At 47.7% G+C, this 23,302-nt stretch carries 29 protein-coding genes; 15 read left to right on the top strand and 14 right to left on the bottom strand.

Translation table 11 applies throughout. The annotated features are described in order from the left end of the window. Positions 1 to 60 precede the first annotated feature (60 nt). From CWB98_RS15265 to CWB98_RS15255, 3 genes are all read left to right on the top strand, one after another. Entirely contained in the window at positions 61 to 1,059 is a 999-nt protein-coding gene (locus tag CWB98_RS15265; protein WP_138545640.1) for a hypothetical protein, read from the top strand. Positions 1,060 to 1,553: 494 nt separating this feature from the next. Then, positions 1,554 to 2,168, top strand: a complete 615-nt coding sequence (locus CWB98_RS15260) for a DsbA family protein (RefSeq protein WP_138545639.1) — start codon at positions 1,554 to 1,556, stop codon at positions 2,166 to 2,168. Between the two features lie 118 nt (positions 2,169 to 2,286). Further along, positions 2,287 to 3,135: a S1 family peptidase gene (locus CWB98_RS15255; protein WP_249364688.1), complete on the top strand. Its 849-nt coding sequence runs from the start codon at positions 2,287 to 2,289 to the stop codon at positions 3,133 to 3,135. Positions 3,136 to 3,241: 106 nt separating this feature from the next. Here CWB98_RS15255 and CWB98_RS15250 read toward each other — a convergent pair whose 3' ends face one another. The 9 genes from CWB98_RS15250 to CWB98_RS15240 form a co-directional block, all read right to left on the bottom strand. Then, positions 3,242 to 3,919, bottom strand: coding sequence for a hypothetical protein (locus CWB98_RS15250; protein ID WP_138545637.1), 678 nt, complete (start codon positions 3,917 to 3,919; stop codon positions 3,242 to 3,244). Positions 3,920 to 3,924: 5 nt separating this feature from the next. After that, positions 3,925 to 4,695, bottom strand: coding sequence for a hypothetical protein (locus CWB98_RS15245; protein ID WP_138545636.1), 771 nt, complete (start codon positions 4,693 to 4,695; stop codon positions 3,925 to 3,927). 224 nt (positions 4,696 to 4,919) lie between these two features. Continuing rightward, the gene (locus CWB98_RS23985) at positions 4,920 to 5,060 is read right to left on the bottom strand and encodes a hypothetical protein (RefSeq protein ID WP_171045667.1); all 141 of its coding nucleotides are present in this window, start codon (positions 5,058 to 5,060) and stop codon (positions 4,920 to 4,922) included. 15 nt (positions 5,061 to 5,075) lie between these two features. Then, the gene (locus CWB98_RS23980) at positions 5,076 to 5,219 is read right to left on the bottom strand and encodes a hypothetical protein (protein WP_171045666.1); all 144 of its coding nucleotides are present in this window, start codon (positions 5,217 to 5,219) and stop codon (positions 5,076 to 5,078) included. Positions 5,220 to 5,231: 12 nt separating this feature from the next. Continuing rightward, complete coding sequence (locus CWB98_RS24630) at positions 5,232 to 5,360, bottom strand: hypothetical protein (RefSeq protein WP_283241211.1); 129 nt, start codon at positions 5,358 to 5,360, stop codon at positions 5,232 to 5,234. Positions 5,361 to 5,374: 14 nt separating this feature from the next. Continuing rightward, complete coding sequence (locus tag CWB98_RS24625) at positions 5,375 to 5,509, bottom strand: hypothetical protein (protein ID WP_283241210.1); 135 nt, start codon at positions 5,507 to 5,509, stop codon at positions 5,375 to 5,377. 14 nt (positions 5,510 to 5,523) lie between these two features. Continuing rightward, a complete protein-coding gene (locus tag CWB98_RS24620; RefSeq protein WP_283241209.1) occupies positions 5,524 to 5,658 on the bottom strand; it encodes a hypothetical protein in 135 nt (44 codons plus the stop codon). 19 nt (positions 5,659 to 5,677) lie between these two features. Next, entirely contained in the window at positions 5,678 to 5,815 is a 138-nt protein-coding gene (locus CWB98_RS23975; RefSeq protein WP_171045665.1) for a hypothetical protein, read from the bottom strand. A gap of 920 nt (positions 5,816 to 6,735) precedes the next feature. Next, positions 6,736 to 7,944, bottom strand: a complete 1,209-nt coding sequence (locus CWB98_RS15240) for an endonuclease/exonuclease/phosphatase family protein (protein ID WP_138545635.1) — start codon at positions 7,942 to 7,944, stop codon at positions 6,736 to 6,738. Positions 7,945 to 8,061: 117 nt separating this feature from the next. Between CWB98_RS15240 and CWB98_RS15235 the strand changes: the two genes are divergently transcribed. Beyond that, positions 8,062 to 8,502 (top strand): hypothetical protein, encoded by a 441-nt coding sequence (locus tag CWB98_RS15235; RefSeq protein WP_138545634.1) that lies wholly within the window; start codon positions 8,062 to 8,064, stop codon positions 8,500 to 8,502. A gap of 70 nt (positions 8,503 to 8,572) precedes the next feature. Here CWB98_RS15235 and CWB98_RS15230 read toward each other — a convergent pair whose 3' ends face one another. Continuing rightward, positions 8,573 to 9,412 (bottom strand): alpha/beta fold hydrolase, encoded by an 840-nt coding sequence (locus CWB98_RS15230; protein ID WP_138545633.1) that lies wholly within the window; start codon positions 9,410 to 9,412, stop codon positions 8,573 to 8,575. Between the two features lie 161 nt (positions 9,413 to 9,573). On the opposite strand from CWB98_RS15230, the gene CWB98_RS15225 reads away from it, so the two are divergent. The 6 genes from CWB98_RS15225 (at position 9,574) to CWB98_RS15200 (ending at position 15,215) form a co-directional block, all read left to right on the top strand. Beyond that, positions 9,574 to 10,932 (top strand): DASH family cryptochrome, encoded by a 1,359-nt coding sequence (locus CWB98_RS15225; RefSeq protein WP_138545632.1) that lies wholly within the window; start codon positions 9,574 to 9,576, stop codon positions 10,930 to 10,932. After that, positions 10,929 to 12,380: a cryptochrome/deoxyribodipyrimidine photo-lyase family protein gene (locus CWB98_RS15220; protein ID WP_138545631.1), complete on the top strand. Its 1,452-nt coding sequence runs from the start codon at positions 10,929 to 10,931 to the stop codon at positions 12,378 to 12,380. The genes CWB98_RS15225 and CWB98_RS15220 overlap by 4 nt, the downstream gene beginning before the upstream one ends. Before the next feature lie 15 nt (positions 12,381 to 12,395). Beyond that, positions 12,396 to 12,548 (top strand): DUF2256 domain-containing protein, encoded by a 153-nt coding sequence (locus CWB98_RS15215; RefSeq protein ID WP_125717458.1) that lies wholly within the window; start codon positions 12,396 to 12,398, stop codon positions 12,546 to 12,548. Continuing rightward, positions 12,541 to 14,103 (top strand): cryptochrome/photolyase family protein, encoded by a 1,563-nt coding sequence (locus CWB98_RS15210; protein ID WP_138545630.1) that lies wholly within the window; start codon positions 12,541 to 12,543, stop codon positions 14,101 to 14,103. Before CWB98_RS15215 ends, CWB98_RS15210 begins: the two co-directional genes overlap by 8 nt. A gap of 63 nt (positions 14,104 to 14,166) precedes the next feature. Beyond that, positions 14,167 to 14,817: a flavin reductase family protein gene (locus CWB98_RS15205; protein ID WP_138545629.1), complete on the top strand. Its 651-nt coding sequence runs from the start codon at positions 14,167 to 14,169 to the stop codon at positions 14,815 to 14,817. A 29-nt stretch (positions 14,818 to 14,846) separates the two neighbouring features. Beyond that, the gene (locus CWB98_RS15200; protein WP_138545628.1) at positions 14,847 to 15,215 is read left to right on the top strand and encodes a hypothetical protein; all 369 of its coding nucleotides are present in this window, start codon (positions 14,847 to 14,849) and stop codon (positions 15,213 to 15,215) included. Between the two features lie 16 nt (positions 15,216 to 15,231). Here the strand turns inward: CWB98_RS15200 and CWB98_RS15195 are convergent, their stop codons facing one another. The 3 genes from CWB98_RS15195 to CWB98_RS15185 all read right to left on the bottom strand — a co-directional run bounded on the left by CWB98_RS15195 (position 15,232) and on the right by CWB98_RS15185 (position 17,057). Beyond that, on the bottom strand, positions 15,232 to 15,585 hold the full coding sequence (locus CWB98_RS15195; protein WP_054015226.1) for a DUF6768 family protein: 354 nt from the start codon (positions 15,583 to 15,585) through the stop codon (positions 15,232 to 15,234). Then, entirely contained in the window at positions 15,582 to 16,100 is a 519-nt protein-coding gene (locus CWB98_RS15190; RefSeq protein ID WP_138545627.1) for an RNA polymerase sigma factor, read from the bottom strand. Before CWB98_RS15190 ends, CWB98_RS15195 begins: the two co-directional genes overlap by 4 nt. Positions 16,101 to 16,163: 63 nt before the next feature. Then, the gene (locus CWB98_RS15185; RefSeq protein ID WP_138545626.1) at positions 16,164 to 17,057 is read right to left on the bottom strand and encodes a LysR family transcriptional regulator; all 894 of its coding nucleotides are present in this window, start codon (positions 17,055 to 17,057) and stop codon (positions 16,164 to 16,166) included. Between the two features lie 98 nt (positions 17,058 to 17,155). Between CWB98_RS15185 and CWB98_RS15180 the strand changes: the two genes are divergently transcribed. From CWB98_RS15180 to astB, 3 genes are all read left to right on the top strand, one after another. After that, on the top strand, positions 17,156 to 18,142 hold the full coding sequence (locus CWB98_RS15180; protein ID WP_138545625.1) for a zinc-dependent alcohol dehydrogenase family protein: 987 nt from the start codon (positions 17,156 to 17,158) through the stop codon (positions 18,140 to 18,142). Between the two features lie 81 nt (positions 18,143 to 18,223). Next, the gene (locus CWB98_RS15175; protein WP_138545624.1) at positions 18,224 to 19,189 is read left to right on the top strand and encodes a calcium/sodium antiporter; all 966 of its coding nucleotides are present in this window, start codon (positions 18,224 to 18,226) and stop codon (positions 19,187 to 19,189) included. A gap of 258 nt (positions 19,190 to 19,447) precedes the next feature. Continuing rightward, positions 19,448 to 20,785 carry an N-succinylarginine dihydrolase gene (astB, locus tag CWB98_RS15170; RefSeq protein WP_138545623.1) on the top strand — a complete coding sequence of 446 codons (1,338 nt, stop codon included), beginning with the start codon at positions 19,448 to 19,450 and terminating at the stop codon, positions 20,783 to 20,785. An 11-nt stretch (positions 20,786 to 20,796) separates the two neighbouring features. Here astB and CWB98_RS15165 read toward each other — a convergent pair whose 3' ends face one another. Continuing rightward, positions 20,797 to 21,567, bottom strand: a complete 771-nt coding sequence (locus CWB98_RS15165) for a helix-turn-helix domain-containing protein (protein WP_138545622.1) — start codon at positions 21,565 to 21,567, stop codon at positions 20,797 to 20,799. Positions 21,568 to 21,738: 171 nt separating this feature from the next. On the opposite strand from CWB98_RS15165, the gene CWB98_RS15160 reads away from it, so the two are divergent. After that, a complete protein-coding gene (locus CWB98_RS15160; RefSeq protein ID WP_138545621.1) occupies positions 21,739 to 22,749 on the top strand; it encodes a M23 family metallopeptidase in 1,011 nt (336 codons plus the stop codon). 99 nt (positions 22,750 to 22,848) lie between these two features. Beyond that, positions 22,849 to 23,280, top strand: coding sequence for a GNAT family N-acetyltransferase (locus CWB98_RS15155; RefSeq protein ID WP_138545620.1), 432 nt, complete (start codon positions 22,849 to 22,851; stop codon positions 23,278 to 23,280). The last annotated feature ends 22 nt before the right edge of the window (positions 23,281 to 23,302 follow it).

The raw sequence follows: 23,302 nt of genomic DNA, 5'->3' as shown, positions 1-23,302 counted from the left end.
ACACTCAAATTTTGTTCGTCATGGCCGATACCAAATCACATGGATGGGAGTGGAGGAGCTATGAAAATTGAACATGCACAAGTAAATATGAGTAATAAGCATGAGGGACAAGCCCATGTTTATGAAAAGCGAACCGAAATTTCGGGTCGAACTACGTCTGAGAGCGTTAATCCTGACCAGTCTGACAATGGGGGTCAGATACTCCAGGGCGAGGTGACTGAGGTCGAGGGCACATCGACAGAGCTGGACATGCAAACCAGCGCCAGAATGTATATCCTGAAATTGCTGGTGGAAAAGCTCTCGGGTGATGAAGTCCAGTGGTATGACGCCGTTGTAGGAAAAGATCTTTCCCGTGCTGAAATGTCTGAGAGTATGGCGGCGGGTGAGCAAGCAAATGCCAGCCCAACTGAGCCTGCGCAAATTATCGTGGAACGATTGGCACACGAGAGCCAGTCAAATGTCTTCAAAGCAGATGGACAAATTCGACTTGAGAACGGGCAGCAAATCAGCTTTGCCTTCAAGTCAGTCTTCGAACAGTCACATACCAGTTACGAACGCACCATTGAAAACGTGAATATGAAAGATCCTCTGATCATTAGTTTCACCAATCGTGCCGTAGAATTGGACAGCGAACGTATGGATTTTGATATAGATGCTGATGGTAACGCAGATACCTTTTCGCAACTGAAAAAGGGGTATGGTTATCTGGCATTGGATCTCAATCAAAACAATCAAATCGACGATGGTAAGGAGCTGTTTGGTGCGCTCAGTGGCAATGGGTTTGCCGACCTGGCCAAGTATGACGACGACGGAAACGGCTTTATTGATGAAAATGACGCAATCTTTGACAGCCTCAAGGTTTGGATCAAAAACAAAGAACAGGATGAATTAGTGTCACTCAATGATGCCAACATAGGTGCCATTGCTCTGCAAAACGCAGATACGCCAATGAACATCCGGTCAGACGGGCAGTTACAGGGCGCTATTCGAAAATCGGGTTTTTATCTCGATGAGAACGGGAAACCAGGCCTTGTGCAGCAGGTTGATTATGTGGTTTAAATCTCAAAGACATTTAACATAAGTACTTACCCTCAACGCAATTGTTTGGTGTAGAATGCCGGGCGATTGCATGAGGGTAGGCTTAACTGACTTGTGTTATACGAACGCCCAGCATTGCTCTGCATTCATAGTATTCAGTGAGTGCCTATTGGCTAACTCCCCGTCGTTTTTGTATTTATTCAGGTAGTGTCTCAATCACTTTATGAGCGGTGCATTTGTATTTTCCAGAGAAACGCGTGCTGAGCTCGATCAGTTCATTAATAAGCCCTACGTTTTACCAGAAAAAGGGAAGTAACGGTGGCGGCGCTTTGTAAAACAATTTTTTAATCAATGATGGTGTCAGCCCGGACGATTAAGGACCGGGTCTGACAAGCCTTTTTATTAAGGACCGGGTCTGACAAGCCTTTTTCCAGCTCTATCCAGCGGCATCTGAGTAGTAGTTGCACTTAGGCGATAGACCCGATAAAACATGTAAAAGAGAGGGTGAATAAACGATGCGACTTATCTATGTAATGGACCCTATGTGTGGCTGGTGTTACGGATTTCAACCAGAGTTAGAACTGTTTCTGGCTAAATACCCACATGCGCAGGTAAATTGGATTATGGGTGGGCTGGCGCCAGATACTGACCAGCCTATGGTGCAGGCATTGAGAGAAACCATCTCATCGTACTGGCATCAGATTGAAAGTAAGACCAAGGTGTCATTTAACCATGATTTCTGGCGGCTCAATACCCCAATACGTGCGACTTATCAGGCTTGTCGAGCCGTGATCGCCGCACAAAGTATACGGGAAAACAGTGCTATGGACATGGCAAAAGCCATTCAGCGAGCCTACTATCAGCTCGCACAAAACCCTTCTTTGGATGACACACTGATAGCGTGCGCAGGCTCCATTGGGCTCGATAAGCCAAAATTTCAGGAATTACTGGGCTGTGCTCAGACCCAAACACAACTCAGGCAACATCTGGAGTTAACACGTCGATTGAGGGTTTCTGGCTTTCCTGCGTTGTTTTATGTTAACGAACAGGATAATGCTTATCCTCTGACATTGGGGTTTTGCTGCGCAGCTGAGCTGGAGCAGCGCTTTGGGCAACTGCTAACTGAATGAGTTGTAATCTATCCTTACAAAATGAAATGGCCAATAAACAATACAGAAGCAGCTATTTGCTACATTAATCCGCAGGTCTCAACATATCTGAAAACTGTTACAAATAAGGATTAATACATTGAAAATCTGCAGTTCTATCCTTCTTACAATCGGTTTGTTTACCTCGTCAGCCAACGCCATCGTCATTCGACATGATGTATCGGCACAGCACTATGACGCTTCGCTATCTGACTTCCCGCCGTTGGCAACTCTGTATAACATTGGTGTCCATGGCACATTGATAGCCCCCGACTGGGTACTGACAGCAGCCCACACTGTATTTTGTATGAACCCGGGGCAATCAATAAAAGTTGGAAATGAGCTGGTTAAAGTATCACAGCGTTTCAGTTACCCTGAATATAGATTGGGTAAGCAACACGACATTGCTTTACTCAGGCTTTCTCAGCCAGTGACAAGTGTGAAACCCGCTGAGGTTTACAATAAGCAGGACGAACAAGGTCAGGTAGTTTGGTTTATTGGAGCGGGTGGTTTCGGTACCGGTGATCAGGGAGAAACCGTCAGCTATCAGGATAACAAAGGGAAGTTAAGAAAAGCGCAAAATAGAATCGTCAAAGTAACAGACTCCGATATTGTCTTTAAATTTGAAGAAGGGAGCAAAGGAGAAGCGTTGGAGGGGGTCTCTGGCAATGGTGATAGCGGGGGACCTGCCTATATCAAACAAGACGGACGAATGGTAGTACTGGGTGTCAGTTCACGAACCGACTCCTGGTTTTACGATGTCGGTGAATATGGTGTTACTGAGCTTTATACCCGAGTTTCGTCTTATCAAAGCTGGATAGAGCAAGTGATCGGCGCGCAAAGCGATGCTGCCAGACGTCAATTAGCCAGCGTGGATCCCTTTTTGCACGAAAACATGGAAGAAAAAAGGATGGATGCATTGTGCGGTTCACTGTCCTTTGAAAAGTAAGCTATTCTTTCATTGTCGCGGTCATACTTACAGAACTGAGTATCAAATGACCTTCACTGAACATAAAAGCATTGAGGAGGGTTCAGAGAAGGTCAATCCAGTTTTTTCAGCTGAGGGCCTGCTGGAGTTGCTGCATATAACGAGCACCATCAATCACGTTGCCAAATGAGATAACACGCTTCGACTGTGTATCGACAAAAACAGGTTGTTCTTTTTCACCGCTATCCACAATGATGTTCAGTGACATTGACAGCGCTTTAGGTGGGCTTTGCGAATGAAGATCTCGCGATTTGTCCATAAAGAGAACACACCCTTCATCCAATACAAAGTCACCGTTAAATTGAATATCAATCTCTTCGCCTTCTTCGTAAGCACTGCCTTTGTGTTGATATTCATACATGTGTGTTGTGTAGCCACTACCACTCAGACCCAGTGTCATTAACTCGAAATTGTGATCATGACACAAGCCGTAAGCAAACAGGTTTTCGTCTTCTGTGGTAAACTGCGTGTCGCTTCTGGGCTCCCATACAACGGCGCGTAGCATCACTGTGTCGTCACGATATAAAACGAAGGAGTTCTTGCCATATGAGTTAGCACTTGGCTCTTCAAGTGAACGAGTAATGTGATCGAGCACATTCGGTATATTATTCTTTAATCCCATTAACTGTTCTACAAGACCGGGCGTATCACATAACCTTCGACCGTCAACTACATTATCTTTGATAAATTGGAGCAGACCTTCAATCGAATTGGACGGGACAGTTTTGGGTGTATAAAATTCCATAAGTATTAGCACTCCTGTTCAAATGCTGTTAGCTGTTCTAAAGTATTCTTTGCTTGCGCTCTGACAATTTGACAGGGATCTTCCGTGAACTCGATTAAAATGGATTTAGCTTGCTGGTGATCTACTTTGAACAATTCAACAAGTGCTTGCCAGCGAATAGCATTAACTGCGTGTTTTGTCAGGCCAACCAGGTAAGGGGCTGCTACGGCGCCAAACTGGGGTAAAAAGCTGGTCAGGACTTTATATCGCTCCAGATTCTGTGTACCAGAATAGGTTGCTATTTTACTGCCTGATTTAATATTATATTCATGACACACATCTCGTGAAATCGTTTTGCTTCGCAGCACAACGACTACTTTTTCTTGTTGTCCGTGAAATTCATAGGCATAGTTGTTTGACATCACTTTAAGGTGCTTAGTTTTAAACTGTTGACATGATTCCGGGTTTTGTAACGCGCCGTGATGTTCGGGGTAGATGCTAACTAAGTAGTGGTGGTCAGAAATGACGCAGTATAAAGCGTCCGATGCAAACGTACTTGCAACATCCTGACGTGTGTGAAAAGCGTCCTGCGTAATACGCATTATCCATTTTTCATTTTCAAATAGCGTAATGCCTTTACTGTTTACTTTGCCAAGATAGTCATAGTCTTTACGGTCTATCATGCTACGGATTTGATCTTTGAAACGCATTTTTTCCACGTATTCAAAGAATGTACTTTCAATACACTCAACTGAGTTGCTTTCAGATAAAGCATTTGTGAAACTATCAGGCAACATACACTTTCCTCACATTTTTCTTTTAATCAATTACCTATAATGTAAGAGAGGTGAAGCAGCTTAAGCTTTGCTACTTCAACCAATCTAGCGCTTGTTTATTCTTTGATGCCAAGAAACTCTGGGGGAATAGCGGTATCGTGACCACCAGAAATTGCTTTAAGTTGTAAGGCTTCAATTGTTTTTGGTGTGAATTGTGTTGTTTTTTTCATCATTAGTTCTCTCTCTTAAAATTTGATGTCTTCGATTGGCTCTTGATAACCGATGAAAACTGGGTGAATACCGATATCAAAACCAGCACCGGTTACTGCTTTTTTCAGTTCTAGTGCGTCAATTGTCTTTGGTGTAAATTTTGTAGTCTTGTTCATTATTAATCTCCTTATTTAAAATTTGATATTTTCGATTGGCTCTTGATAACCGATGAAAACTGGGTGAATACCGATATCAAAACCAGCGCCGGTTACTGCTTTTTTCAGTTCTAGTGCGTCAATTGTCTTTGGTGTGAATTGTGTTGTTTTTTTCATCATTAGTTCTCTCTCTTAAAATTTGATGTTTTCGATTGGCTCTTGATAGCCGATGAAAACTGGGTGAATGCCGCCACCTGTAACGGCTTCTTTTAGTTGCAGCGCATTAATAGTTTCTGGTGAAAATGACTGTGCTTTTTTCATGTCGCTTTTCTCTTTTAGTTGTTTGCGTTGTTATTAGGAAAAATCAAGCCAAGGAAGAATGGAACGTCCTCAATAAGACCTGCACCTTTCACTGATTTAACTTCTAATGCATCGATTGTTTTTGGTGTAAATGACTTTGTTTTATTCATGTCGTTTCTCTCAATTAGTTGTTTTCGTTGTTATTAGGAAAAATTAAGCCAAGGAAGAATGGAACCTCCCCAATAAGACCAGCACCTTTTACTGATTTAACTTCTAATGAGTCGATTGTTTTTGGTGTGAATGTTTTAGTTTTTTTCATTTTTAACCTTCCTTTCTATTTAATTGGGTTGACCGATAAAAATAGGTTGTTCGACAATGCCCGAGCCTGTGACTGCCTCTGTTATTTTAAGGTCGATAATGGTTTCTACCTTAAATTTATTTTCTTCTTTAGCTTTTGGTTTTTGTTGTTTAGCCAAGGTAATTATCCTCAGGGAGTGTTGGTACTATATAAGGTGGTAGTTCTCCGCCTGATATTAACTGTGTTTTTTCTTTATCTAATGGTCTCATTCTTAACCTCGTTAATGTTTATACTTTGATGTTAACTAACGCAACGATATGTGTCTGTGCTGCGTTGATGGGACATAGAATGAATGCGAAATCTGAGGAATGCAAAGGTGGTTAAATTTTAACATAACCATCAATAACAATGGTTTAGGTTCTTTTGTTATGGTGTTCTAACAACTAGGTTGTCAGGTTGTATTACTTGGGTAAACTTTACATAATTAATTTATAAAATGGGGTGTGTGAATTTATAAAAACATCGTTTCACATCTATAGTTCTTTCTTTTTGGGGTTTTCTAATTCAAGAGGTAGCTTTATGTTTATTGAGTAATGGCACTTGCTTTAAATCGGTTTTTATAAGGAGTGGTAAAGTCGATTTTTTTAACTTTAGATATGAAGTTGTATTTCATATCTCATATGTAAGTTAGGGTTAGCTATTTATTCAATACTTATCTGCTTTTTCCTTTACCCTTCTTTTTTATAATTGATTAATCACTTAAAGTGATTGTTTAGTGCTTTCCTTTGTCCTCTGTCCAGGATGGTTCTAATATTCTGGATTTAAATATTTCAGCTGTGATTGTTTCCTGACTTGAATATTGAATGGGTTTAAAGTTTTTATGCTCTTTAGCTACGGAGTAAAGAGTAAGCTTCTCATCTGGCTTTGAGGCACCATGCAGGCTTTTACTTCACTGACATACAGTTCTGGGAAGAGAATATAGAAATAAGCAACATGCTTAATATCGCACACGACGGTGCGAAAATAGTAAAATAAGACTGAATCGTGATGCAGAGGTTTAAATAAGATAAAGGGCGTTAAGCCCTTTATCTGTTGTATTTACTTATCGCATTGCAATGCGGGCAGTGTGATGTCGACCCACACCAGGCGATGATCGGATGATGATGCTCTGTCTGCCACAAGCTCTGCGCCAGCCTCGTTGCCTGCAGGCCAAAACACGCCGCTGCCTGTAACGGTAAGGTCAGCAGAGGGTAGGACATAGTCTGCTCGCATGCCCCAGTGCGCGGTGTGTGTAGCACCATACTTGTTTTCGGGTTTGTTCAGTTGTCCACCTTGTGAAGTCGGTGCCGGGTAGTCATTGACGCGGGGATGTTTAAGTAGCTGATCAATGGCGCCCGGATAGGCATCACCATCAACCGAGCTGGCGTTCAGGTCGCCCAGGATCACAAATGACTCACCTGCAAATCCACCTGGTTGCCCTTTGTCGTCATACAGATAATCGTTACCTGTCGCGCTGATATAGTCTTTCCACAACCTCAGTTCATCGTGATTGCGCTTGCCGTTTCTGTCTTCCGGACCGTCAAATACCGGTGGGGTTGGATGACTGGCTAACACGTTGATCTGTCTGTTGCACACTTGCACCGGAATATCCCAATGCGACTTGGATGACAAGCGCATGGCAGATACCTCCTGTGCAGAATACCAGCTGCTGCCATCTGCCTGAGTTGGCATTAGATTGTTTGGCATATCTTTCCAAAGGAAGTGCTGAAACGTTCTGATTTGATTTTGGTTAATCGGGTATCTGGACAACAAGATCATGGCATACTGGCCAGGATACTTGCCAAAACCATAATGTGCCAGACGGGTATCATCGCCGGAAAAAGGGGTTTTTACACCGGTATTAACCGGTGCCAGATACACATAAGGGTACTCGATGGGGTCAAAGCCATTTTGAGACACTTCAAGGTAGTCTCGCTTGAACAGGTTAATACCTTGCTCAGCGTCTTCTATATAATCAAACTCGTTCAGCAGGATAATATCCGGGCGGGTGCGTTGAATGATCTGGGCAATATTGTTGATCTGGCTGAATTCACCGCTTTTCAGAGCAAAGGTTAATGCATTTCCCGACTGCGCAGTATGCTGAGCCATATCATAGTTGGTGGCTTCCATACTGACATTAAACGTGGCCACTCTCAGAGTATGATGACTTGTTGGCTCAGAGTCTGAGGATGTTGTGGTTGAGGTGCTTTGACAGCCAGTATTTAAAACGCCGGCGGCCAGTACTAAAGGTAAGAAAATCGCTTTCATTGTTAGCCTGATACAGAGTAATACTCGCTTTACTATAGCGTTTTTCTGCACAAAAATGTGTTAATATTTCGTAGTGAATTTGATTCTAAGTCTAGGTTAAATAAGGAGCTTGCCTGTATGAGCCGAGGTTACGGCATAGCATTATTACTGCTGGCAACCTGCGCCGCATTTTTAGTTGCCGCTGCGCATTTGTCATGTATTTACTTTGGTCCGCAGTGCTATGCAGCCCAGATGGCTCCGTCATTTGTGGTGGAGTCTGCTCGCGCAGGTACGCTATTGGCACCGCTATTGACTGTGGTTGTATCTGCGATTTTTATCATGTTGGGGTGCTACGCCTTGTCTGCCGCCCAATTTATTCGGAGATTGCCCTTTTTGCGTGTGGGCATTTATAGCATATCAGTGATCTGTATTGTCCGGGGTGTGTTACCCATTCAGTTGTTCTTTCGTAATCCAGAAAAAATCAGTGAGCCCGTGCTGATGGCCGGTATTGCCTGGCTGGTTGTCGGGCTGTGCTATTGGTTTGGTTTTCGGGCGGTCAAAAAACACTGTATACGCTGAACCCCGTCAGTGTTTTTTGCAATTCGCTCAGGACATCCGGGGCAGGGGCCTGAGCGGGTCGGCCTTACCCTCAGAGCTTGGCTTTATTCACCATGGCTTCTATATGCTCAAGTGCCATCCAGGGGTCTGTCTCATCAAACAGGTGTGAGGCGTATTTCATGGTGACCGCCTGCGTATTGTTATTGAGCTTGGCCAGTTTCTTTTGTGAGTCGTTCCAGGTCTGTGTGTAGACATCAATATCGGCGTAACTCATTTTAGTTTGCCTGATGGTTACATGAGGGATGCCCCGCGACAATACAGTGACAGGCAGATCATCTTTAATTTTATAAAGCGCAGAATGGCTGGAGGCCTCAGCAAAGTCTTCAAACGAGTTATGCTCACGCTCCCAGTTGATGATCATTTCCATCGTGTCCCAACCGGGCTTAGACATATTTGACTTCATGGCGTCGAACCAGGATTCATGGGCTGTGTCTATCAGCACCATGCCTTTCACCTTGTCAGGGTATTTGCTGGCGTAAGCACGGGCGACAAAACCGCCAAAAGAATGTGGTACCAGCACCAGAGACTCGACTTTCAGGTGTTCAACCAGGCCGGCAAGCTCGTCGCGCAGCTCAACCATGGTTCTGACTTTGGGGTTCTCATACTGGCTATTGCCATAACCGGCGCGGTCGTAAAAGCACAACCGGTATCCTTCAGGGTTGGCATTGTGCAAGGTATTTTTATAGGTGGTATGGGCATCAAGCCCCATACCTGCAACCAGCAGCGCCGTCACTTTACCTTCTCCCTCACAGGCATAGGCCAACTTCTTTCCCCCGATCTCAGTATATTGGTAATTATGAGCATCCTGCGATTGGCCTGCCTGGCCTGCAAATGCGGTGCCCAGCAGCACGACAGTGGCGAGTTTCTTCATAGTGCAAGTTCCTGTTGTTGATTGTTTATTATTTGATTCACCACGGTTAGCTTAGCGCGGTTGTTATTGAACTTTCAATAAAAACTGAAACTTTATTGCTGAACTTTTTCTTTTTCTGGTTCGTAAAAGGTCGCATATATCCGATTCCAACAGGGCTGCGTGTGAAAAAAACACTCTACTGGTTTACTCAAGATCTCAGGCTGGATGACAATCTGGCACTGGATTTTGCCGCTCACAACAGTGATGCGCTGACGTTTGTGTATGTGATAAACCCAAAGTACCGCACTCAGACCAACCATCACTGTAAATTACTTGGCGACAGACAGGCGGCATTCATTGCGGATTCGCTGATGACGCTGGACAGCCAACTCACAGCCTGTGGCCACAAGCTGATGGTACTTGAGGGGGAGCCCAATCACCTTTTGCCGGAATTAGTCGCGAAGCATCAGATAAGTCAAGTGATCTGTGCCGAGCCCGTCGGCTTTTATGAACGTGCCATATTGCAGCAGATCCGTCGGGCACTGGGCGCTGTTCCTGTACATAGCTTTTGGCAGCACACCTTATTTGACCAAGCACAAATTCAGACACTCAACAGTGATTTAGGCAGCTTTACTCAGTTCCGCAAGCGCGTTGAAAAGGCCCCGTTGTCGGTGGTCACTGCGTGCCGTTTTGACTCAAACAAAATGCCGGTTCCGTTAACCATCGACAGCAGCGCTTGCGTAGCGCTTGAGCAGTGGCAAACACAACTCCAGTCAAATTTGTCAGAAACCCGCGTACCGCTGGACTTTCCAGCCGGTGAAGAAGCCGCTCAGGCCCATCTTAAAGACTATTTTGACAGCGGCGTGGCACGCAGATACAAAGAGACCCGCAATGAGCTGGATGGCTGGCTGAATTCAACCAAAATGAGCCCTTATCTGGCGCTGGGCAACTTGTCACCCCGCCAGATTTGGTGGGCAACAGACACCTTTGAACGCCAAGTAGAGGCCAATGAGTCGACCTACTGGATCAAGTTTGAGCTGCTGTGGCGTGAATATTTTCAGTGGCTGAGTCTTAAACTCGGAGCAAAGCTTTATCGTTTTCAGGGTCTGGCCCCATCGAAACCTTTAACCACCTTTATGCCCGAGCGCTTTGTGCGCTGGTGCGAGGGCAACACGCCCGCACCTTTGGTTAACGCACTGATGAACCAGCTTAACGAAACGGGCTATATGTCAAACCGCGGCCGCCAGATTGTCGCCAGTTATTTTGTTCATGAACTGGGGCTGGACTGGCGCTATGGTGCCGCATATTTCCAGCAACAGTTGCTCGATTTTGACGTCGCCTCAAATTGGGGGAACTGGCAGTATATCGCCGGTGTAGGCGTTGATCCCCGCGGTGGTCGTCACTTTAATATTGAAAAGCAGACACAGTTATACGACCCACAAAGCGTATTTGTGTCCAAGTGGCGCGGTAAACAGGGCATAACCGCTGTGGATAGTGTGGATGCGGCTGACTGGCCGATGCCTGCTGAGGCAGATATATGAGTGTGGCGCTGGTCTGGCTTAAGCGTGATTTAAGGTTGTCTGATCACGAGCCTTTGTGCCGGGCAGTGGCCAGTGGTCATCCCGTGTTGTTGTTATACTGCTTTGAGCCTATGCTGCTGGAAGACCCGCATTATTCTCCGCGTCACTGGCAGTTTGTTTTACAGTCGCTACAGGACATACAGGCACGTGTGCCACACTCGGCATTGTGGGTGTGTGAGCAAAGTGCACTGCTAACCCTTAAGCAGATCCATGCTGATCATCAGATTGCCGGGCTTTATTCGCATCAGGAAATTGGCCTGGCGAATACATTTGAGCGGGATAAGGTCGTTGCTGCCTGGTGCCGCGAAGAGGGGATCGATTGGCTAGAGTCGCGCAGTGGTGCGGTCCAGCGTGGCTTAAGACAAAGGCAAAGCTGGGATAAACAGTGGCAAAAAACCATGCGCTCAATTTGCGCAACGCCAGACCTGTCGCAGGTTAACTGGTTTACGGCGGGGAAGCCCATTGGTCAGCTTCATGATATTCAGCAACGCTTTAGTGCACCGCCGGGGTGTTTTCAGCCGGGTGGAGAGTCGCAGGCGCAGCGGGTACTGGACGAGTTTTATCAGGGGCGGGGCAAAGGCTATTCATATAGTCTTTCAAGTCCCTTATTGAGTCAGCAGGCCTGCTCGCGTATGTCTGCTTATCTGGCATGGGGCAACATCAGTTTGCGTCAGGTGTACCAGAGTGTGCTGGCCCATTGGCAAATGATAGGCTGGCGCCGCACTCTGGTGGCCTTTTCTTCCAGGCTGCACTGGCATTGTCACTTTATTCAAAAGTTTGAAAGCGAATGCGAGATGCAGTTCAGGCACATTAACCGGGGCTATGAGCAGCTGCCGCGCTGCACTGGCGATGAGGCGCAGCGCAGGTTGCACGCCTGGGAAACGGGCAACACCGGGATCCCCATGGTAGATGCCTGCATGAAGTGCCTGCTCGAAACTGGTTATATCAACTTTCGTATGCGCGCTATGCTGGTGAGCTTTTTATGCCACCACCTTGAGCTTGACTGGCGCGCCGGGGTTGCGCATTTGGCTCGCCTGTTTCTGGATTTCGAGCCTGGCATTCATTACAGCCAGTTTCAAATGCAGGCAGGCGTGACGGGCATTAACACCATTCGTATTTACAACCCTGTTAAGCAGGGGGAAGAAAAAGACCCCGATGGCGAATTTGTAAAAACCTGGCTGCCTGCGCTCAGAGATATTCCATCGCCGCTGGTCCATCAGCCCTGGGCGCTTTCCCCGATGGAGCAGTTGATGTACGGCATTGAACTTGGCAAAGACTTCCCCGAGCCGATTGTTGATTTAAAGCTAAGCTATAAAGCAGCCCAGGAGTTGCTGTGGCAGTGGCGCAAGAAACCTCAGGTAAAAAAAGAGGCGCAGCGGATCTTAAAACGACACGTACGGCCGAGTTAAAAGCTGGATGAAAGAATGAAGAAATCACAGTTACCGCAAAAAACCTGTCCGGTCTGCTTGCGTCCTTTTTCCTGGCGTAAGAAATGGCAACGGGACTGGCCCAATGTTAAGTATTGCTCCAAACGCTGTGCAGGCAACAAGTCAACACAAAGAGAACCTCATGAGTAAGCAACTGAGATTAATTCTGGGTGATCAGCTTAATGCTGGTCACACCTGGTACAAAGAAAAATCCGACGATGTACTGTATGTGGTGGCCGAGCTGCATCAGGAAGCCAGTTACACACGGCACCATGTTCAAAAGGTGTGTGCGTTTTTCGCTGCTATGCAAGCCTTTGCGCATGCGCTTGAGTCGGCCGGGCACCGGGTACTTCACCTGACGTTGGATGATACTCAGGATTTTGCCTCTCTCCCTGAGCTACTAACGCATTTGCTTCGCGAGCATAGCATCAGTCATTTTGCCTATCAGCTTCCTGACGAACATCGGCTGCGCACGCAACTGGCAGAATTTTGTGAGTCGCTTTCAGTCACATCAAGTGTGTATGACACTGAGCATTTTTATCTCGCTGATGAACAGCTAAGCCATTATTTTAAGCGCGACAAGCGTCATCGCCTGGAGCACTTTTATCGTAAAATGCGCAGTGAATTTAATGTGTTGATGGTTGATGGTGAGCCGCAAGGAGGCCAGTGGAACTTCGACAGCGATAACCGCAACAAACTCAAAGCGGCGGATCTTGCCGATATCCCCGAGCCACTGGTGTTCGCCAACGATGTCACTGACATTTTAGCGCGACTGGAACGTCACCAGATCAAAACCATAGGGCAGGCAGATAAGCAGTTATTGTGGCCGGTTAATCGGGTTCAGGCAAAAGACTTGCTGACGTTTTTTTGCCAACATTGTTTGCCGTCTTTCGGACGATTTCAGGATGCCATGACGGGCAAGCTGATAGAGCTGGGTGAAGACCGGGGCTGGAGCCTGTATCACTCCCGCCTGTCTTTTGCGATTAATGCCAAAATACTCAGCCCAAAAATGGTGGTCGATGCGGCCATTGCGGCATTCGAGCAGTCTCAGGGGGCCATCAGCCTGGCTCAAATTGAAGGCTTTGTCCGTCAGATCATTGGCTGGCGTGAGTTTGTGCGGGGGATTTATTGGGCCAATATGCCCCAGTATGCACAGCTCAATCATTTGCAGGCCAAGCGTGCTCTGCCATCCTGGTTCTGGAACGGTGAGACCAAAATGCGCTGTCTCAGCCATGCCATCACCCAGTCGCTGACTTATGCCTATGCGCATCATATCCAGCGCCTGATGGTCACAGGTAACTTCTGTCTGGTGGCTGGCATTGACCCGGATGAGGTGGATGACTGGTATCTGGGCATTTATATCGACGCCATCGAATGGGTTGAAATGCCAAACACCCGGGGCATGAGCCAGTTTGCCGATGGCGGCATTGTTGGCTCTAAGGCCTATGCGGCCAGTGGCAACTACATTAAAAAAATGAGCGACTATTGCGGCGATTGCGCCTACAAGGTGACAGAAACCGTCACTGACTCTGCCTGTCCGCTCAATGCCTTGTACTGGCATTTTATGCAGCAGCACCATGTACAGTTTGCCAGTAACCCGCGCACCAAAATGGTCTACAGCAACTGGCTGAAAAAGTCAGACGAAGACAAACAAGCCGTGCTCGAGCGCGCCAGGCAGGTGCTCGAGAATATTGAACAGCTATAATACTGACGTCCCAAAAGAGGACTCAGTGCAGTAAAAACAGTGATAAATGAGGAAGGTATACAGATGATCAAACAGCTCAACCGGGAAGACATAGCCAATATGCAGGAGCGAGAAAGGGCACGGCTGATCAACAGCTTGTCAGGGTTTAAAAGTGCTAACCTGGTGGGAACTCAGGATGCGCAGGGCAACCCAAATCTGGCCATTGTCAGCTCGGTGTTTCATATTGGGGCCAACCCGCCGCTGATAGGCATGATCATTCGCCCGGATACGGTACCAAGAGATACCTTAAGTAATCTTAAAGCGACCGGTTTTTATACGCTGAATCATGTGAATACGGATATCTGGCAACAAGCGCATCAGACCTCAGCGCGCTATGCGCCAGGCGTCTCTGAATTTACACAGGTCGGGCTGGACACTCAGCATGAAGCGGGTATTGCCGCCCCTTATGTGGCGCAAAGCCAGCTTAAGTTTGCGCTGGCGTTGCGTGAAGTGCAAAAGCTGGAGATCAATGGCACTATTTTGGTGATTGGCGAGGTCATGGACATCCAGCTGCCACAAGAGAGCATCAAGGCCGATGGTTATATCGACATCGAGTCTCTCAATACGGTCGCTATATCCGGGCTCGACAGTTATCATAAAACCCAAAGACTGGGCCGTTTGAGTTATGCAAAGCCTGAACAACCGTCCAGAACGCTGAATCTGGATGGTGAATAGGTATCACAAAGAGGAGCATTAAGCGCAAGGTGATAACCGTTTCACATAAGTTATGGCATGCAACCATTGCAGCAACACTTTTATTAGCCTGTAGCACGGTTCTGGCAGCGCCAAAAATAGAGGTAACAGACTCACGGGTAAACGGGGTGTATTTCGTATCCGTGTCTGATCCTGACGAGCTGGCAACTGAGCTGCTTACGTTGTGGTTGAGCACAGCAAAAGAGTTGTGTGCAGGTAGTACCTACCGCATTGAACCAAAAGGTCATCCGGTGGTGCGGGAGAAGCGCTGCAGCGACGCTGTGAAGTCAGTCCAGAGTGGCTTGCAATGCCTTGAGGTAGACGCCAGCGTGTTTGGAAAAGTGATCTGTGAACTAGCCCCGCCAGCTGCATCTCGCTAAAAGCGGGGCCCTGCGCTTATTTGCTCAATCGCATCGCCAGAGCATTGATCTCCCGAAGAACACTTTGGCGATTCATTTCCATAAAAATCCACAGTTTGGTGGCTATTTGCACCACTAACCCGGCGATAAACCATACCGCCCAGAAGACCTGATCCATCACCGATGTGGCAATATAAAAACGATAACCGCTGTATACAAAACCTAGGGTGATCAGCAGGGCGCTGATAGACGCCAAAATCACCCAAAAGCGGGTATTGCCCTGATATACATTGCCCAACATAGTAAACAGGCCTTTTTCCTCAGCGAGGATCGGGGCCATCTCTGCTTGCTCTTGTTGTAATGCTTTACTGATCTCTTTGTCTAAATTCATGATGCTTGCTCCTCGTTGACCATGGCACGCAATTGGGCTCGTGCGCGGTTCAATCTTGATTTAACGGTGCCCTGGGGGACATCCAGTATGTTGGCGATGTCTCTGAGCGACATCTGCTCTAAATAAAATAAATACACGCAGTGGCGCTCGTCATCGCCAAGCTGATTTATCAGTGTCAGAATGCTCAGCGAGGTATCCAGATCCGGTGTCTCGTAGGCTTGCTCCGGTTGGGAGCCTTCGAACCGGCTTTCGCCTTGCTTTTGACTGATAAAGCGTCGATAGATGGCCCTGAACACCCAGGCGCGAAACGCACTGGGCTCTTTCAGCTGCCCCAGCTTTTTTGCCACACTGGTCCAGACATCCTGACAGATATCATCTGCACAGGCGCGCTGGCCACTGAGTTTCATTGCAAACCGCCAGCTTGGTTGATAAAACGCTTCGCATAAGGTTTCGAACGCACGCCGGTTACCCTGTTGGGCAGACAATACCAGTAGTGCGGCCTTTGATGGTTCCATGCTATTCCTTGTGGCTTTTTCTACAAGACGGCGCAGCACATAAAAAGGTTCACGAACATCACATTATTTTTCCCAGTAAGGGATATCGCCGAAATAGCGGGTCAGGTAATCAATAAAAACCCGTACTTTGGGCGCGAGTAATCGGGAGCTGGGGTAAACCAGCCAGATGGCGGTATCAGACTTCAGAGGGTAGTCCGCGAGCACCTCAACTAACTCTCCAGAGCGCAATGCCTGATACGCACTCCAGCGCGAATTAATGGTGATCCCAAGGCCAAGTTGACAGGCTTCTCTGATGGCATCGCCGTTGTCGGCGCGCAGCTGACCCTGAACTTTAATGGTCTGGACGCCATCCGGGGTTTGAAAAGACCAGTGTTCCAGCCCAGAGAGTGTAATGCAGGCATGATCCCGCAAATCCTCAGGGCTTTGCGGGGCTCCTTTAAGGGCCAGATAGTCGGGAGCCGCAGTGAGCAGACGAGTGTCTGTTGCTAACCGCTTGGCCACCAGCGTTGAGTCTTTCAGCGCACTATTTCGAATGGCCAGATCAAACCCGCCTTCAACCAAGTCCGCAATGGTGTCGGAGAGTTTCAGGTCGAGCTTAATGTCAGGGTAAAGCGCAAAAAAACCAGGCAAAGCAGGCAGAACGTGCATGCGGCCAAAGGAGGCGGGCATGGTCAGCCTCAGTGTGCCACTGGGTTTGGTGGTACCTGCGCCGATGGCGGCGCGGGCGGCTTCAATGCCATTTAAGACATCCTCGGCATGGGGCAAAAACGCCTGTCCTTCTTCGGTCAAAGCGACCTTGCGGGTGGTGCGGTGCAGCAGTCTTACGCCCAAGTCGGTTTCAAGCTTATTAATATGACTGCTCGCGACCGCAGCTGACAGCCCCAGATCCTGACCTGCCTGACTGATGTTGTGTGTAGAGGCAATGCGTATAAACAGCTTCAGATGTTCAATGTTCATTATCAACAAAATGCATAAAGTGATTATAAAACCAAGTCTATTATCAAAATCGTGAAAGGCAAGTATAGTTTTCGTCATCAACACAGGAGAGCACAATTATGAAAGCAATGGTTTTGAATCAATATGGCGATGACGCTGAGTTTACTATTACAGACGTGGCTAAACCCAGCGCGAGCGCGGGTCATGTGCTGGTACAGGTTGCAGCCAGCAGTGTTAACACCGTGGATACTATGATCCGTACCCTGGGTGAGGCGCTGCCCTTGTCACCAGCTTTACCCGCCATTTTGGGGATGGACTTTGCCGGTACCGTGGTTGAGGTAGGCGAAGGCGTAACCGGCTTTGCACCAGGCGATGAAGTTTATGGCTGCGCCGGTGGGCTGGCGGACTTGCAAGGTGCACTGGCGGAATATATGCTGGCCGATGCACGACTGATTGCACGTAAACCACGCAATCTGAGTATGCGAGAAGCAGCGGCGTTACCCCTGGTTGGGATCACCGCCTATGAAGGGTTACAGCGTGGCGGTATTAGCGCAGGACAACAGGTGTTAGTGCATGGTGGCTCTGGTGGGGTCGGTCATGTGGCTTTGCAGTTAGCTAAGCATTTTGGCGCTCGTGTTTACTCTACCGGCGGCGGTGAAGCTCAGCTGGGCTTAATTCGGCGTCTGGGCGCCGAACCAATCAACTATAAAACCGAGTCGGTTGTCGACTATGTTGCTAAGCACACCGATGGCAAAGGGTTTGATCTGGTCTTTGACTCGGTCGGGGGAGCTAATATGGCCAACTCGTTTGAGGCGGCTGCACTCAATGGTCATGTTGCCTCAACGGTGGCCATGGTGGACCTTGATCTGTCGCAGGCACACTTTAAAGGGTTGTCGCTGCATGTGGTCTTTATGCTGATCCCCATGCTGCATAACCACAAACGTGAAGCGCATCATCACATTCTGAACGAGCTAACCAACATAGTCGAAGCTGGTGGGCTAAACCCGGTTCTGGATGAAGAGCGATTTGAATTGGCTCAGGCAGGGCAAGCACATGCACGTCTGCAAAGTGGTCAGGCGATGGGCAAAGTTGTGATAGATGTTTAGCGCGATTTGTTAGTATCTTTTGTAAAAGAAAGGAATCAGCGTCTAAAGTATAAGTGCTTAATTGACAAGGATTAACAACTTATGATGCTGGATTTGGGACTCATTTTAGCGGGTATTGCCATGCTAACACTGGGTGGTGAGGCGCTGATCCGCGGTGCGGTGGCAGCGGCGCGGCGGTTGCGCGTTTCTCCTTTGCTCAGTGGCCTGGTGATTGTCGGGTTTGGCACTTCTGCGCCGGAACTGGTGGTCTCTGTGGATGCTGCCGCTCAGGCTCAGCCCGATATCGCTATGGGTAATGTAGTTGGCAGTAATATTGGCAATATCTTGTTGATCCTTGGATTGTGTGCGTTGATAAGCCCCATGTCTGTACAGCCACTGATCTTTAGGCGAGATGGCGTTATCATGGTACTGAGTTCTGTGTTGCTGGCGGTACTGATAGGTGGTCAGGGGCTTTCGGCTACAGACAGCATTATACTGTTGGGAGCCCTTGCGAGTTATCTGGGCATCGCTTACTGGAGCGAAAAAAACCACAGTTCACCAGCTTCTGAAGTGTATGCTGATGAGGCAAAAGAAATTGAAGTCGTGCCAGATGCTGCCTGGCGCATTATTTTGTTTTTGGTCGCCGGTTTGGCGCTGTTATTACTGGGCTCTCAGGTACTGCTAAAAGGAGCGGTGGGCCTGGCTCAGCATTTTGCTATCTCTGAGGCCGTAATCGGCCTAACCTTAGTGGCGGTGGGCACCTCTTTGCCCGAACTGTCTGTCTCTTTGATTGCCGCAATGCGTCGCCATGCCGATGTTGCCATTGGCAATGTGCTGGGCAGTAATATTTTTAATATCCTTGGGATCCTCGGTGTTTCTGCTTTACTACAACCACTCCCTGCTCACCCTCGCGTATTACAGTTTGATCTGTGGGTGCTACTTGCCAGTGCGTTTATTTTGTTGTTTTTTCTGTTCACCGGGCGTCGTTTAAGTCGACTGGAAGGCGGCACGTTGCTCAGCGGCTACATAGCTTATCTTATCCTCAGTTTTAAAGTCTTTGGCAGCTAGTTAATACATTACCCATTTAGGGGAGCTCGCTTCTATCTAACAATGGATACGCCATTAGGCAGGCTGACATGGCATAGCTTTTGACTCTGTAACTGGGGAATAATTAAAGCCTTGCGAGCATTAAAGACCTAATATTATGAAATATATGAAGTTATATGGGTATAGACAAAATGCAAGGCAGATCATCAACAAAAACAATAACCAATCTGGTGCAATGCATGAGTCTGAAACAGGCTGCTTGCACCAAAAGGGGGCAATATGAACTACTACGAAGTAAATTTTGATGGCCTGGTTGGCCCAACGCACAATTACGCCGGGCTGTCGTATGGTAATGTGGCGTCCAAATCAAATGCCAATAAAATCTCGAACCCAAAACAGGCGGCACTTCAGGGGCTTGAGAAAATGTGGCACCTGGTTCAGCTGGGTCTGCATCAGGGCGTGGTTGCACCTAACGCCCGACCGGACCTGATCACGCTCAGGGCTTGCGGCTTCACGGGCTCAGACAGTGCGGTGATAAGCAAAGCGGCAAAAGTTCAGCCTCAGCTGCTGAAGGCATGCTACTCAGCTTCTTCAATGTGGACAGCAAACGCGGCGACGGTATCACCGAGCTGTGATTCGGTCGACGGGAAACTACATATCACACCAGCCAACCTGAATAACAAGCTGCACCGGGCCATTGAAGCGCCGCAGACCAGCCAGATCCTCAAGGCCATGTTCAGTGATCCTGACTTTTTTAGTCATCATGACGCACTGCCACAGCACCCATTGTATGGCGACGAAGGCGCGGCAAACTACACACGTCTGGCAGACAGCTACGGACATCAGGGTCTTGCGTTGTTTGTTTATGGCGAAGACGCCCATACCCAAGTGAAGCCGCAATTATTTCCTGCACGCCAGACGCGCCAGGCATCAGAAGCGGTTGCGCGCAGCCACCAGCTGGACCCGCAGCATACTCTATTTATTCAGCAAAACCCTGAGGTGATTGATCAGGGCGTGTTTCACAATGACGTGATTGCCATTGGCAATGAAAATGTCTTTTTGTTCCATGAGCAGGCGTTTTATCAGCAGCAAAGCGTGATTGAGCAGATCAAAGCGGGCTATCAGGGCGACCGACCGCTGCATTTGATTGAGGTAAAAAATGCCGATATCAGTGTTGAAGATGCGGTTAAGAGTTACGTGTTTAACAGCCAGCTGGTCAGCTTGCCGTCTGGTGGTATGGCCGTGATTGCGCCGGGAGAATGTCAGATGGTAGGCAAAGTGGAGCAGTATTTATCTGCGCTGTGTCAGGCCAGCAACCCGGTAAGCGAAGTGATTTATATGGATCTTAAACAAAGCATGCAAAATGGCGGCGGGCCGGCTTGCTTACGCCTGAGAGTAACCTTGTCCGAGCAGGAGCTCAGTGCTGTGAATCAGTCATGTTTACTCAACCAGCGCTTATATGATCAATTGCGGAACTGGATAAACACACACTACCGCGACAGGTTGAGCGAAGCCGATCTTGCAGACCCAGGTTTAATGACAGAGTGTCAGACGGCACTGGATGAGTTAACGACTATCCTGAATTTGGGGTCAGTTTACTCGTTTCAACAGGCATAAGTCGTGAGGCGTTAATCAAGCGAAATGATCGGCGCCTCATTGAATACGTCCGTGTTGAGTGGATGTGTTACCAGTGTGACCTGAATAGTGGGATGCTCACTGTATTCGGCAAAGGCCAGCTCTGCGACCTGAGCATATTTGCTTAGGGTGTGTTGTAACTCTTGCCACATTTTATCATGCAGTATGGGTGGCATTTTCAAAGGCTTGATCACAACATGATGCTGAGGTGTTTTGTGTGGGGCCATTACGGCTTCCAGCGTTTGTTCCATGTGCTTACAGGCTGACTGTTTGACTACCATGCTGTCCGGCGCGAACCCCAAAGGTGGGCTCACCAAAAACCTGAACCTGTTCTGGGGTTTTAATTCCAACAGCTCAATATCCTCCAGCGCGCGTAAATATCGGTAGCTGGAAAGGTCGCTCAGACCACATTCGCAGGCAATTTTCTCCACGCTATGCTGCTGGTAAAACAACCGTGAAAAATAACTTAACAGGTGCGGGTTTTCTGCAAATGCCTGATCTTGACGCGCAGAAAAATAGCTGTGCGCTGACCTGTGTTGTTGACTCTTACTAAGCAGCTCAGCCGTATCTAATCCGCACAACTGTGCCAGCGTTAACAACCTGTCTAAACTAATGTCATCCTGATTGAGCATACGCTTGATGGTGTTTTCAGACACGTCAAACAATGCAGCAACATCCTGATAGGTAAGTTGTCTGGCTTTTAACTGGACTTTAATCGCATCGAGGCATCGCCTGATTATCTGCTTGTTGAGATCGTTGGACACGTTATCTGCTCATTCACTATTTTTGTCGTAAAGTATCATAAAGTGGATGTTAGAGTATCAAAATATGGTTCTTGGTGATTTGTCATTATCAGGCCGTTGTACCCTTAGTGACACGTGTATACAGTGATGGCACATCGACAAACACACTTGATAACACAAACCGGAGCAGACATGCCCAAAGAAACGGCACACAGTCCACAAAAAACGTTTGCATTTACCTGGTTGCTGCCACTCGTTATTGCAGTTGGCGTAACGCTCGGGTCGCAGCTCATATGCCAATGGATGTGGGGAGTCAGACTGTCTGTTATTGCAAAACTGACTGTTTACTTTTCATCGCATTTTATCTGTGCCTGCCTAATAAAAAAGTACCTTGCCAGTCAATCAGGCAATGAACCTCACCCAGGTCTAAACTGGCCGCGTCCGGGTATTCACCGTTATATGGGGCGTTATGGCATGATGTTTACCGCACTCCCATCCTTAGCGCTTACATTCCTGAACCCTGTGCTGGTATTTCAACAGGCTAAGCTAGTTGTTTACCAGAGGTCGGTTGCACGACGGGTCTCGGCAGAGCAAAAAGACAGGGCCAGATATCAAAACAAAGTACGCTATCAATTACCGTTTGAAGGTCGCTGGTTGGTTTACAATGGTGGTAATACACCTTTGACATCGCACTCGTGGGGAGTGCTCTCGCAGAGGTTTGCTCTGGACTTTGTGATGGTCGATCACAGTTATTCTCGCCATACCTCCAAGGGCCTGAATGTGAGCGATTATTATTGTTTTAATCAGCCTATTTTAGCGGCAGCTGACGGTGAGGTCGTGTCTGTATTCGACAAGGTGGCTCAGGCGCCTTGGGTAGGATTTGGCATGATCGACTTCCTGTGCCGCCATTTTGCCGGTAATCATGTTGTTGTAAAACATGCACCTGGTGAATACGGTTTCTATGCTCATCTGAACAAAGGGTCTGTCCCAGTGAAAGTTGGTGACAGGGTGAAGCAGGGAGAGTTGTTGGGGCGCTGCGGGTTCACTGGTTTTACGAGCGAACCGCATTTACACTTTCATCTTCAGGACCACCCTAATATTTATTGTGCAATGGGTTTACCCGTGACATTTTGGGTTACGCAAAGCCCGGGAAGTCATCAAGATGCCTTACAACTGACGCGCGGTATGCTGGTAGGCAATTAGATGCAGTGACAGTTTAAAGAGGGCTATGGCTCAAGGACTTGTCATCACGAGATGTCAGGGGTTTAATGGAGAGAGTAATAATACGTATGAAAGAGTACTATGTCTGCCTATACCATCAGCACCGACCCGACACGGCTTAATTTTGACGTGATTTATGACTTTATTTCTGATTCTTACTGGGCGAAGAACATACCCCGCGATGTGATGGCCAGGGCTATCGACAACTCACTGTGTTTTGGCGCATACAGCGAAGCGGGGGAGCAAGTGGGCTTTGCCCGGCTAATTACCGACAAAGCAACTTTTGCTTATCTGGCGGATGTGTTTATTCTTGAGCAGCACAGAGGTCAGGGAGTAAGTAAAATGCTGGTTGAGGCGGTGATGAAGCATCCTGAATTACAATGCCTGCGCCGAATGATGCTGGCAACCAAAGATGCTCATGGCTTGTATGCCCAATTTGGTTTTGAGACACCGGACGATCCGAGTATCTTGATGCAAATATGTCAGCCAGATATTTATCAGAGGAAGACATAACTGCCTTATGTAAACGCTATAT

This window comes from Pseudoalteromonas rubra, from assembly GCF_005887115.1.
GTDB classification, from domain to species: domain Bacteria; phylum Pseudomonadota; class Gammaproteobacteria; order Enterobacterales; family Alteromonadaceae; genus Pseudoalteromonas; species Pseudoalteromonas rubra_F.
Note: the sequence above shows the minus strand (reverse complement) of the source record. Positions and strands in the feature narration are given on the sequence as shown.